The 12,096-nt window shown below is 61.5% G+C and carries 10 protein-coding genes; 4 read left to right on the top strand and 6 right to left on the bottom strand.

Annotated elements, in window-relative coordinates; all coding sequences use genetic code 11:
- The first annotated feature begins 38 nt into the window (after positions 1 to 38).
- Entirely contained in the window at positions 39 to 1,454 is a 1,416-nt protein-coding gene (locus E3Z29_RS02155) for an acetyl-CoA carboxylase biotin carboxylase subunit (RefSeq protein ID WP_027610345.1), read from the top strand.
- A gap of 11 nt (positions 1,455 to 1,465) precedes the next feature.
- Entirely contained in the window at positions 1,466 to 3,274 is a 1,809-nt protein-coding gene (oadA, locus tag E3Z29_RS02150; RefSeq protein ID WP_007962245.1) for a sodium-extruding oxaloacetate decarboxylase subunit alpha, read from the top strand.
- Between the two features lie 195 nt (positions 3,275 to 3,469).
- Here oadA and E3Z29_RS02145 read toward each other — a convergent pair whose 3' ends face one another.
- The 3 genes from E3Z29_RS02145 to E3Z29_RS02135 all read right to left on the bottom strand — a co-directional run bounded on the left by E3Z29_RS02145 (position 3,470) and on the right by E3Z29_RS02135 (position 7,570).
- Positions 3,470 to 5,656, bottom strand: coding sequence for an autotransporter domain-containing protein (locus E3Z29_RS02145; protein WP_134785030.1), 2,187 nt, complete (start codon positions 5,654 to 5,656; stop codon positions 3,470 to 3,472).
- Between the two features lie 259 nt (positions 5,657 to 5,915).
- Positions 5,916 to 6,752, bottom strand: a complete 837-nt coding sequence (locus E3Z29_RS02140) for an amino acid ABC transporter permease (protein WP_027610349.1) — start codon at positions 6,750 to 6,752, stop codon at positions 5,916 to 5,918.
- Positions 6,749 to 7,570, bottom strand: coding sequence for an ABC transporter substrate-binding protein (locus E3Z29_RS02135; protein ID WP_134785029.1), 822 nt, complete (start codon positions 7,568 to 7,570; stop codon positions 6,749 to 6,751). Before E3Z29_RS02135 ends, E3Z29_RS02140 begins: the two co-directional genes overlap by 4 nt.
- A 111-nt stretch (positions 7,571 to 7,681) precedes the next feature.
- On the opposite strand from E3Z29_RS02135, the gene E3Z29_RS02130 reads away from it, so the two are divergent.
- Complete coding sequence (locus E3Z29_RS02130) at positions 7,682 to 8,581, top strand: homocysteine S-methyltransferase family protein (protein ID WP_134785028.1); 900 nt, start codon at positions 7,682 to 7,684, stop codon at positions 8,579 to 8,581.
- Between the two features lie 99 nt (positions 8,582 to 8,680).
- On the opposite strand, the gene E3Z29_RS02125 is transcribed toward E3Z29_RS02130, so the two are convergent.
- From E3Z29_RS02125 to E3Z29_RS02115, 3 genes are read right to left on the bottom strand one after another with little or no spacing between them, the layout of a single operon-like run.
- Positions 8,681 to 9,352, bottom strand: a complete 672-nt coding sequence (locus tag E3Z29_RS02125; protein WP_134785027.1) for a GNAT family N-acetyltransferase — start codon at positions 9,350 to 9,352, stop codon at positions 8,681 to 8,683.
- 12 nt (positions 9,353 to 9,364) lie between these two features.
- Positions 9,365 to 9,811: a GNAT family N-acetyltransferase gene (locus E3Z29_RS02120; RefSeq protein ID WP_097089433.1), complete on the bottom strand. Its 447-nt coding sequence runs from the start codon at positions 9,809 to 9,811 to the stop codon at positions 9,365 to 9,367.
- Between the two features lie 10 nt (positions 9,812 to 9,821).
- Positions 9,822 to 10,445, bottom strand: a complete 624-nt coding sequence (locus tag E3Z29_RS02115) for an FMN-binding negative transcriptional regulator (RefSeq protein WP_027610354.1) — start codon at positions 10,443 to 10,445, stop codon at positions 9,822 to 9,824.
- A 92-nt stretch (positions 10,446 to 10,537) separates the two neighbouring features.
- Between E3Z29_RS02115 and E3Z29_RS02110 the strand changes: the two genes are divergently transcribed.
- On the top strand, positions 10,538 to 12,094 hold the full coding sequence (locus tag E3Z29_RS02110) for a PLP-dependent aminotransferase family protein (protein ID WP_134785026.1): 1,557 nt from the start codon (positions 10,538 to 10,540) through the stop codon (positions 12,092 to 12,094).
- Positions 12,095 to 12,096: the final 2 nt, after the last annotated feature.

The raw sequence follows: 12,096 nt of genomic DNA, 5'->3' as shown, positions 1-12,096 counted from the left end.
AGCAGGTCGTGGTGCCACCGGCTCAAGGGAATTTCCAAGTGATAAAAAAGATCCTGATCGCCAACCGTGGTGAGATTGCCGTACGAATTGTGCGAGCCTGCGCCGAGATGGGCATTCGCTCGGTAGCGATTTTTTCTGACGCCGATCGCCATGCCCTGCATGTGAAGCGTGCGGACGAAGCCCACAGCATCGGTGCCGAGCCACTGGCCGGCTACCTCAACCCGCGCAAGCTGGTGAACCTGGCGGTGGAAACCGGTTGCGATGCATTGCACCCCGGTTACGGCTTTCTCTCGGAAAATGCCGAGTTGGCAGACATCTGCGCCGAACGTGGAATCAAATTCATCGGCCCGTCGGCAGAAGTCATTCGCCGCATGGGCGACAAGACCGAAGCCCGGCGCAGCATGATCAAGGCCGGTGTGCCGGTCACCCCGGGCACCGAAGGCAACGTGTCGGGTATCGAAGAAGCCCTGACCGAGGGCGACCGAATCGGTTACCCGGTGATGCTCAAGGCCACCTCCGGTGGTGGCGGGCGCGGCATTCGTCGCTGCAACAGCCGCGAAGAACTCGAACAGAACTTCCCTCGGGTGATCTCCGAAGCGACCAAGGCCTTCGGTTCGGCAGAAGTGTTCCTGGAAAAATGTATCGTCAATCCCAAGCACATCGAAGCGCAGATCCTCGGTGACAGCTTCGGCAATGTGGTGCACCTGTTCGAGCGCGACTGCTCGATCCAGCGCCGCAACCAGAAGCTGATCGAGATTGCCCCGAGCCCGCAACTGACCCCGGAACAGCGCGCCTACATCGGCGACCTGTCGGTGCGTGCGGCCAAGGCTGTGGGCTACGAGAACGCCGGTACCGTGGAGTTTTTGCTCGCCGAGGGCGAGGTGTACTTCATGGAGATGAACACCCGGGTGCAGGTGGAGCACACCATCACCGAAGAAATCACCGGGATCGACATCGTTCGTGAGCAGATCCGCATCGCCTCCGGCCTGCCGCTGTCGGTGAAGCAGGAAGACATCCAGCACCGTGGTTTCGCGTTGCAGTTCCGCATCAACGCTGAGGATCCGAAAAACAACTTCCTGCCGAGTTTCGGCAAGATCACCCGCTACTACGCCCCCGGCGGCCCGGGCGTGCGCACCGACACGGCGATCTACACCGGCTACACCATTCCGCCGTTCTACGACTCGATGTGCCTGAAACTGGTGGTCTGGGCGTTGACCTGGGAAGAGGCGATGGACCGTGGCCTGCGGGCGCTGGACGACATGCGTCTGCAAGGCGTGAAAACCACCGCCGCGTACTACCAGGAAATCCTGCGCAACCCGGAATTCCGTAGCGGCCAGTTCAATACCAGCTTCGTGGAAAGCCACCCGGAACTGACCAACTACTCGATCAAGCGCAAACCCGAAGAGCTGGCTCTGGCCATCGCCGCCGCCATCGCCGCCCACGCAGGCCTGTGAGGAATACAACAATGTCCAAGAAAATTTTCGTAACCGACACCATCCTGCGCGACGCTCACCAATCGCTGCTCGCCACTCGCATGCGCACCGAAGACATGCTGCCGATCTGCGACAAGCTCGACAAAGTCGGCTACTGGTCGCTGGAGTGCTGGGGCGGTGCGACGTTCGACGCCTGCGTGCGCTTTCTGAAAGAAGACCCGTGGGAGCGTCTGCGCCAACTGCGCGCCGCGCTGCCCAACACCCGTCTGCAAATGCTTCTGCGCGGGCAGAACCTGCTCGGCTACCGCCACTACAGCGACGACGTGGTCAAAGCTTTCGTTGCCAAGGCAGCGGTCAACGGCATCGACGTGTTCCGCATCTTCGACGCAATGAACGACGTGCGTAACCTGCGCGTAGCGATCGAAGCGGTGAAGGCTGCCGGCAAACACGCTCAGGGCACCATCGCCTATACCACCAGCCCGGTGCACACCATCGACGCGTTCGTGGCGCAGGCCAAGCAGATGGAAGCCATGGGTTGCGACTCGGTGGCGATCAAAGACATGGCCGGTCTGCTCACGCCATACGCCACCGGTGAACTGGTCCGTGCGTTGAAAGCCGAGCAGTCGCTGCCAGTGTTCATCCACTCGCACGACACGGCGGGTCTGGCGGCGATGTGCCAATTGAAAGCCATCGAAAACGGTGCCGATCACATTGATACCGCGATCTCCAGCTTCGCCTCGGGCACCAGCCATCCGGGCACCGAGTCGATGGTTGCTGCGCTCAAAGGCACCGAGTACGACACCGGTCTGAACCTGGAGCTGCTGCAGGAAATCGGTCTGTACTTCTACGCCGTGCGCAAGAAGTACCACCAGTTCGAAAGCGAGTTCACCGCCGTCGATACCCGCGTGCAAGTCAACCAGGTACCGGGCGGGATGATCTCCAACCTCGCCAACCAGCTGAAAGAGCAGGGCGCACTGAACCGCATGGCCGAAGTGCTGGCGGAAATCCCGCGGGTGCGTGAAGACCTTGGTTTCCCGCCACTGGTGACCCCGACTTCGCAGATCGTCGGCACCCAGGCGTTCTTCAACGTGCTGGCCGGCGAGCGCTACAAGACCATCACCAACGAAGTGAAGCTGTACCTGCAAGGCGGCTACGGCAAGGCGCCGGGCGTGGTCAACGAGAAGTTGCGTCGTCAGGCCATCGGCAGCGAAGAGGTGATCGACGTGCGTCCGGCCGATCTGCTCAAGCCGGAAATGACCAAGCTGCGTGCCGACATCGGTGCGCTGGCCAAGTCCGAAGAAGACGTGCTGACTTTCGCCATGTTCCCGGACATCGGCCGCAAGTTCCTCGAAGAGCGTGCCGCCGGCACCCTGGTTCCGGAAGTGCTGCTGCCGATCCCTGAGGCCGGTGGTGTGGCGAAGGCTGGCGGCGAAGGCGTGCCGACCGAGTTCGTCATCGACGTCCACGGCGAAACCTACCGGGTCGATATCACCGGTGTTGGTGTGAAGGCCGAAGGCAAGCGTCACTTCTACCTGTCCATCGACGGCATGCCGGAAGAAGTGGTGTTCGAACCGCTCAACGAATTCGTCGGCGGAGGCAGCAGCAAACGCAAGCAGGCGTCGGCACCGGGCCACGTCAGCACTACCATGCCGGGCAACATCGTCGATGTGCTGGTCAAGGAAGGCGACACCGTCAAGGCTGGTCAGGCGGTGCTGATCACCGAAGCGATGAAGATGGAAACCGAAGTTCAGGCAGCGATTGCCGGCAAGGTCACCGCCATCCATGTGGCTAAGGGCGACCGGGTGAATCCTGGCGAAATCCTGATCGAGATCGAAGGCTGAGATAACTGCCGCGATCCAACGCTTTAAACCTCGGGGGGGCATGTGCTCCCCTTTTTTTTGCCTGCAATTTATCTGCACCAAGGCCCTTTGCAGAGGTGAGCCTGCTCGCGATAGCGGTGTATTGGTTTCTACGTACGTCGACTGATCTACCGCTATCGCGAGCAGGCTCACTCCTACAAGGGGGGGCTCAACTCATCAGAACGCCATTCGCCACTGGCCTGTCACGCCGTAACTGCGGCTGTCGTTGCCGGCCTCGCCAGTGAGGCCAATGCCCAAGGTGTTGCGGGCGGACAGAGTCAGATCCACACCCGCATCCAGCGTAAAGCTGTTGCGATCCATCTCGGCCCCGGCGACTGCAAAGCTTTTGCCACCCTTGACCAGTTGCTGGCGCGTTTCGTTATCGAGCTCGCCGTAGGTATGTTTCACGCTGGCGCTGAGACGTGGCGTCAACTGCATGCCGTTGGCCAGGTGACTGGTTTTCGCCAGGCGCAGGCCGACGGTGCTGCTCGGGTTCGCCCGGGTCTGCCCCTGAACCTTGAGCGCCGCATCGCCACCTTTCTCGGTGTAGCCGTCACGCTGGTAGCGTTGATAACCCACGCTGGCGAATGGTTCGAAGCTGACGTTGCCACGCCCCAGGTCGTAGCCGACTTCGGCAAACACCTGCTGGGTACTGGCGTCATAGCTGCTCTTGAGGCGATCACTGAAACCCTTGAAGGCAACGCGACGTTTGCCACTGCCGTCATGACTGCCGTACGAGGCGCCCAGGCGCAGGGCGAACGGGCCGTCCTGTCGCTGGGCGTAGGCGCCGAGGTACCAACTGTCGAGATCGCCGTCGAACTGTTGGGCATCGAAGCGGGTTTGCGCTTTTGCGCCCATCAGGCCGACATGCCATTGCTCGTCGATTCGCCAGTCGGCCCCCATGATCAGACCTTGAGTGGAATGCTTCAGGACACTGTCGGCGTCCCGGTCGACCTTGCCGCCATTTCCCAGAGCCTGCAGCCAGACCCGCCCGTTGCCTTCGCCGCCAGCCGCCAGCCGCGGTGTATTCCCCGATCCTTGCGTGCCATGGCGGCCGTCCAATTGATGCATGGCCGAGAGCATGCTGGCGCTGAGCGGATTGACGCTGCTCAGTGTAGCTTTGGCGAGGTTGGCGTTGCTGCCGGCGGCGAGTTGTTCGAGGGCCACGCTGGCCGTCGGCTTGCTGGCGCCGATCAGGGCCGTGACGGCAGTATTTTGAGGTGTGGCCGCTTCCGAGGCTTTATCTGGTTGGCGAGGTGTCTCAGGCTCTTGAGGTTGCTGAGGTTGCTGAGGTTGCTGAGGTTGCTGAGGTTGCTGAGGGGTGGAGGGTGTCTCGTCAATGCTTTGCGCGAGCGCCTGACTATTCTGCGTGGTCGCAAGGTTTTCGAGCGGCACATCGTTACGGGCATAGAGCAAGCCCACTCGTTGTGCTTCGTAGTGCAGCGTCGGAGTCATGTATGCCAGATCGTTTTCAACGGTGCCAAACTGTCCCTCAATCTTTCCCGCTTCCAGAATGGTGTGCTGACTGCTTTGCGGGTAGTCGCCAGCGGTGACGAGTTTCAGGGTGGCGTCACCCAAATGAGCGGTTCCCTTGACGATCACGGTGGGACTGTTGCCGGAGGCATCCACGGCATAGGCCAGCACGGCAGACCGGGCCAGGCGCAGATCTCCCGCGATCTTGGGTGCGCCATAGACATCGTCGACGGTCATGCGTCCGTACACGTTCAAATGATTAACCGCACCATTCCCGGCTATATGGCCGTTTTCCTGAACCTCCACAATGCCGTCAATCAGGCCCTGGTTGGTCAGGTCACCGCCAGACGCGACAGTGGCGCCACCATTGATCGCCCCTTTGTTGATCAAGATGCCCTCGGTCACTGCCGTACCCAGAATTTGCCCTTCATTGACCAGCAATGCCTTTGGATGAACCAGTACACCGAGGCTGAAATCACCCGGTCCGCTGCGGGTCCAGCTCCCGCGCCTGACCTCCAGCCCACTGAAGTTACGGGTTTCACCCAGCACGCCTTTCCTGTTCGCGTCGAGTTGCAGCAGGTTGTCGCCCCCGCCACCGTCGGCCAGGCCGGCGAAGCTGCCCCGAGATTGCACGGTGACAAGGTCATTGCGCTCATCAAGCGCCAGCGCCACACCCTCCTGTGCCGGATAGGCTTTGCTGACCTTCAGCTGGACGGTTTCCGGATGGTTAGCGAAAGCGGTGATCGCTGATTTGAATGTTTCAGGGGAGGCGGCAGAGATGCCTTGAGTGTCGGGCGGTGCGTCCTGGGCGATGGACAGATCGGCACATCCCATGGCCAAAGCAATGGCTAATGTCAGGTGTTTTGGTCGAAAGTGGAATTGAACGGGCATCGAGTTCAGCCTCTCGTGGAAGGAGGCCAAACTCTAAGTTGGAGCCGGCAGGCGCCGATGTCAGCCGGATCGCTCGGTGCTGCGGGCTGCGTCTGTTTGATCTTCGGAAAAGAGCGGCTCGACACGGATTGGCGGATTGCGTCGTGGCGCCGCGTTGTCGTTTCCTACAAGTTACGGTGCCATTAGCCGCTTGTAATGATCAGAAATTCATCTGCCACTGCTCGATCCTCCCGTGGTGGAAGTCTGTCGGCGGAGCCGCTCAGCTACGCCGCACATAAGCCTTGCCGTAATGCCGCTCCATGCGCGCCTGGATCAGCTCCAGACCGATCGACATCAGCCAGTAAATGATTGCCGCTGTGGTCAGCATCTCGATGTAGCGGTAGCTCGAGCGTCCGTAGGACTGCGCCAGAAACATCACTTCCCAGACGCCCATCACCGAGATCAGTGACGAATCCTTGAGCATCGAGATGAACTGGTTGGTGGTCGGCGGAATAATCGTGCGCATCGCCTGGGGCAGGGTGATGCGCCAGAAGATCACGCTCTCGCGCATGCCCAGCGCCAGCGAAGCTTCGCGTTGGCCGTAGGGCACGCCGAGGATACCGGCGCGGAAAATTTCGCTGAGGTAGGCGCCGTAGTTAAGTGACAGGGCAATGATCCCCGCCACCACCGCGCCGGGCACCACGCCCAGTTGCGGCAGGCCGAGGTAGATCAGCAGGATCTGGATCAGCAGCGGCGTGCCGCGAAAGAACGAGGTGTAGAAACTGGCGATCCCGAATGCCACGGCGCTTTTCGACAGGCGCGCCAGAGCGGTGACGAAGCCCAGCAAGGACGAGGCGACGATCGCGCAGGCGCAGAGAAACAGGGTCAGTGCCGCGCCCTGCAGAAAGCCGTTGGGCGCCAGGTGCACGCCGAGCAGATTCGGCAGCTTGTCGAGGATGATCGAGAGCTTCAGATCGAAGCTGAGGAAAAACCCGGCGAACAGGCTGAACATCGCCGCCCAGGTCAGGTACAGGCGCGTGCGGAAACCAAGCAGCCGTTGCAGGCGCGATTCAGCCACCGGTTGCGGCGGCTGTGGAGGTGTCGGGAAGGCAGTCATTGGCTGATATCGGCGCCGATCCATTTCTGCGACAGCTTGCTCAGCGTGCCGTCCTGCTTGAGTTGCGCGAACACCTCGCGCACTTTGGCGTCCCACTCGGCATCACCCTTTTCGATGGCCACCGAGTTCGGCTCCGAGTACAGCGGCGCGCCCGCCAGTTTGAAACGCTGATCCTGATTCAGGCGCGGCTGCGCGGTCACCAGATTGGTGAGGATGGCGTCCAGGCGCACACCGGCGCCCAGGCCCAGATCCTGGAAGGCGACGTTGTCGGTATCGTACGGAGCGATCTGCACGTCCTCGAACGGGTAATCAAGGTGCGTGTCTTCGGCGCCTTCGATGACCAGATTCTTGTTCAGATAGCTTTCGTAGCTGCTGGCGCTGGTCAGGCCGACCTTTTTGCCGCTCAGGTCCTTGGCGCCGTGGATGCGATCGTCCTTGGCGTTGACCACGATCACGGCGGGCGAGGCGTAGTACTCGACCGGGAAATCGAACACTTCGGCGCGGGCCTTGCTCGGGGTCATGGAGCAGATGCAGATGTCATAGCGCCCGCTCCAGCGGCCGGCAGCGATCACGTCCCAGGAGGGCGTTTCGAGGCGCAGCTTGACCCCCAGCTTGTCCGCAACGGCTTTGGCGACGTCCACGTCGAAGCCGTCGAGCTGATTCTGCTCATTGAGAAACGAAAAGGGTGGGTAGCTTTCCATCAGCACGCCGACCAGTTGTTTTTTCTGTTCGACGCGATCGAGTGTGGCGCCGCCGAAGGCTTGAGTGGACGCGGCCAGAATCGTCAGGCCCAGGGCCAGTAGCGGTTGAAGTTTCACAGTCGACACCTGAAAAAAAGGGGTTGTTATTAACCGAATGGTGCGTATTAAATAGTTATAAGAACTACTCTGGTAGTGAGTAATTTTCATAAGCATATGAGCGAAAAGCATATGGGCACAGCAAGCACGGTAATTCTCGATGGCGGCATGGGCCGTGAGTTGCAACGCGCCGGGGCGCCGTTTCGGCAGCCCGAGTGGTCGGCGCTGGCCCTGATCGAAGCACCGCAAGCGGTCGAAGCGGTGCACGCCGCCTACATCGCCAGCGGCGCCAATGTGATCACCAGCAACAGTTATGCGGTCGTGCCGTTTCATATTGGCGAGGCGCGGTTTGCCGCTGAAGGTCAGGCACTGGCGGCGTTGGCCGGAGAGCTGGCACAGCGTGCGGTGCAGGCCTCGGGCAAAGCGGTGCGAGTGGCCGGTTCGTTGCCGCCGCTGTTCGGCTCCTATCGCCCGGATCTGTTCGAAGCGGCGCGGGTGAACGAATTGCTGACGCCACTGGTGACCGGCCTGGCGCCACATGTCGACCTGTGGCTGGCGGAAACCCAGAGCTCGATCATCGAGGCGCGTTCCATTCGCGCCGGTCTGCCGCAGGACGGCAAACCGTTCTGGCTGTCGTTTACTTTGAAGGATGAAGACACCGACGAGGTGCCGCGTCTGCGTTCCGGCGAACCGGTGGCCGAAGCAGCGGCGGTGGCGGCGGAATTGGGCGTCGAGACGCTGCTGTTCAACTGCAGCCAGCCGGAAGTGATCGGTGCGGCGATTGATGCGGCGCGCGATACCTTCGAACGTCTGGGTGTGCAGATTCACATCGGCGCGTATGCCAATGCGTTCCCACCGCAACCCAAAGAGGCAACGGCCAACGACGGCCTCGACCCATTGCGCGACGATCTGGATCCGCCGGGGTATTTGCACTGGGCGCAGGATTGGCAGCAGCGCGGTGCCAGCCATTTGGGCGGTTGCTGCGGGATCGGCCCGGAACACATCGCGGTGCTGGCGCAGAAACTGGGGTAAACACCAGATCAAAAGATCGCAGCCTGCGGCAGCTCCTACATGGGATTGACGTTCACCCTGTAGGAGCTGCCGAAGGCTGCGATCTTTTGCTTTGAAGATTTAACTACGGCACTCGACCAAACCTTTCACCTGCCCGGTCGGCGTCTGGTTGGCATCGCTCAACCACTGCTCGAACCCTGCCGCAATCGCCGGCCACTCCGAATCCACAATCGAATACCACGCAGTATCGCGGTTCTGGCCCTTGACCACCATGTGCTGACGGAACACGCCTTCGAAGCTGAAGCCCAAGCGTTCGGCGGCGTATTTGGAGCGGGCGTTGCCGTTGTTGCACTTCCACTCCAGGCGACGATAGCCCTGTTCGAAGGCGTATTTGGCCAACAGGTAAACCGCTTCGGTACTCTTCGGTGAACGTTGCATCGGCGCACCGAAGGTGACGTGGCCGATCTCGATGCGCCCCTGCGCCGGGACGATCGACATCAGGCTCAGAATGCCTTGCACCTCGCCCGTGACGCGGTCAATCACGCTGAAGAAATACGGATCGCTGCTGGCCGCATGGTTGTTCAACCAGTCATTGAAAACGCTGCGCTCGGGGAACGGCCCATAGGGCAAGTAATCCCACAGCTTCGGGTCGGCGCCGGGGCCTTCGAGGGCGTTGAACAACTCGTCGCCGTGGCGCGCCGGGTCGAGGCGTTCCAGGCGGATGAACCGGCCTTCGAGCAAGGTGGCGGTGGGGGCGGGGACGCCTTTCCAGTCGGCAAGTGCAGTGGTCATGTACGCGGCTCCTTAAATGGCTTTGCGAAACTGGATGAATCCCGGGCGCTCGGCGATGCGCTCGTAGAGCTGAATCGCGGTGGCATTGGTTTCGTGGGTCAGCCAATGCACTTTGCAGCAACCGTCGGCCTTGGCAGTGGCGTAGACGTGTTCGATCAGCAAGCGACCGACGCCGGTGCCACGAGTCTCCGGTGCCACCAACAGATCCTGCAAGTAGCAGGAGTTTTCGATGCTCCAATTGGAGCGGTGATAGATGAAATGCACCATGCCCACTGCTTTACCGTCGGCCCAGGCGAGGGCGGCGTGGGTTGGTTCGCTCGGGTCGAGGAAACGCTGCCAGGTGCTCTGCGTGACGGCGTCCGGCAACTCGGTATTGTAGAAGCGTAGGTAGGCCTGCCACAGCGGCAACCAGGCGGCGTGATCACCGGCGGTCACCGGGCGGATCTGGATCTGACTCATGCTGATTTCCTTAACGCATCAAGTGGGCGAGGGTTCGGTCGGCGATGTCGGGGCTGGCAGCCAGGCCTTCGCGCACGCCGGCAATGTCTTCGGCGCTGCGGTTCTGGCTGAGCTTGCGCTTGCCTTCGAGGCGGTCGATGGGAATGGCGAAACCGACGATGGCCTTGAGCATGCCGTCGATGTAGTCGGCCGGCGCATCGTCGACCTTCCACGGTTGTGCGCGACCGGCTTCATGGCGATCAGTCAGCGTGCTGACGATGTCGAGCAGGCGCCCGCCGTCGCTGAAGGTTTCGGCGTGACCGTAGGCGTGCACGGCGACGTAGTTCCAAGTCGGCACGACTTTGCCGTGCTCGGCCTTGCTCGGGTAAAACCCCGGGCTGACGTAGGCGTCTGGGCCGGCAAAAATCAGCATCGCTTCAGCGCCGTCACGCAGGTCTTTCCACTGCGGATTGGCTTTGGCCAGGTGCCCGTACAGCGTGCCGTTCGGGCCCTGTTCGCGGTGCAGCAGCACTGGCACATGGCTGGCCTGCAGGCCGTTTTCACCATGACTCACCAGAATCGCAAGACGGGTGGCGAGGATCAGTTCGTGCAGTTGCGACAGTTCGTCGATGGCAAAGGCGCGGGGCGTGTACATGGAGAGATTTTCCTTGGCGAATGCCTGCATCCTAGGCAGGCTAATGGTCTGTTGTAAGAGCCATTGATGACCAATTTCATAGGTCCATTGTCATGCCCGAATCGCCCACGCTGTCCATGCCGTTTAATCCGGCCGGTATCGAGCTCGACCGCCGTCAGGGTTTGAGCCGCCAGCTCTATCAGGCGCTACGTCTGCGCGTGCTGGACGGGCGTCTGGCCAGTGGCACGCGGCTGCCGGCCAGCCGTGATCTGGCGACGGCGTTGGCGATTTCCCGCAACAGCGTGGTGCGCGCCTACGATCAGTTGTACGCCGAAGGCTTCATCGAAGGTCGGGTCGGAGACGGCACGTATGTCGCGCAATTGCTGCAAAGCGCATTGCCCACAAAAAAACTATCCACAAAAGTATCCACAGGGTTTTCAACAGGCTTACCCACAGCCTTATCCACAAATTGGCTGGATTTACCTGTGGTTCCATCCAGTAAAGTTATCCACAGCGACGCATTGCGGCGGGTTGAAAACAATCATCTGGCCCTTCCCCCCAGTGGTCCGCCGCGTGCTTTTCGGGTCGGCGTTCCAGCCTTCGATCTGTTCCCGTTTGACGTCTGGGCCAAGCTGAACGCGGCTTTCTGGCGCAAGCCGGATTTGCAGCAGTTGTGTTATGGCGATCCGGCGGGCGATGCGCGGTTGCGCGGGATGATCGCGGCCTATTTGCGCAGCTCACGGGGCATGCAGTGCACGGCTGAGCAAATTGTGATCACCAGTGGCGCACAGCAGGGCATAAGCCTTTGTGCACAGTTGCTGGTAGCGCCGGGCGACGGCGTAGCGATTGAAAATCCCGGGTATCGAGCGGCCGGTCATGCCTTCGCCGTGGCCGGTGCCCGGCTGCACGGGGTGGCGGTGGACAGCGAGGGAATCGACTGCCAGCAACTGGCAGGACTGACCGATTGTCGCCTGACCTATGTCACGCCATCCCACCAGTACCCCACGGGGGTGGTAATGAGTCTGGCCCGCCGCCTCGAATTGCTGGCCTGGGCCGAGCGCACGCAGGGCTGGATCGTCGAGGATGATTACGATGGCGAGTATCGTTACAGCGGCGCGCCGCTGGCGCCATTGGCCGCCCTCGATCGACAGGGGCGAGTGCTGTATGTCGGCACGTTCGGCAAGGTCGCGTTCCCGGCGTTGCGCCTGGGGTATCTGGTGTTGCCGCCGGGGTTGGTGGAGGCATTTGCGCAAAGGCGTGCGGTGGATGTGCGTCACTCCGAAGTCAGTACCCAGGCGGTGATGGCCGAGTTCATGGCCGCCGGGCATTTCCAGCGGCACATCCGACGCATGCGCCGCGCGGCGCTGAGCCGACGCAATGTCCTGCTCGGTGGCTGGCCGCAGAATATTCCGGGCGTCGGCCAGTTGCCCGGCGTTGCCGCCGGGTTGCACCTGAGCGTACCGGTCGCCAGTGTGACGCGTGAAAGCCAACTGATCGAACTGGCGCGTAGCGTTGACGTCGAGATCAATGGTCTGAGCAGCTATTGGCTGCCTGATTCCACGACCCCGGTCGACCAGCGCGCCGGACTGGTGCTGGGCTTTGCCGCGGTGCCTGAGCGCGCAATCGAAGCGGCGCTCGAGCGTTTGCGAACCGTGTGGCACACCCTCTGAAG

This window comes from Pseudomonas sp. S150 (genome assembly GCF_004526365.1).
Classification (GTDB): domain Bacteria; phylum Pseudomonadota; class Gammaproteobacteria; order Pseudomonadales; family Pseudomonadaceae; genus Aquipseudomonas; species Aquipseudomonas putida_A.
The sequence above is the reverse complement of the archived record's forward strand: the minus strand, read 5'-3'. Positions and strand labels throughout refer to the sequence as shown.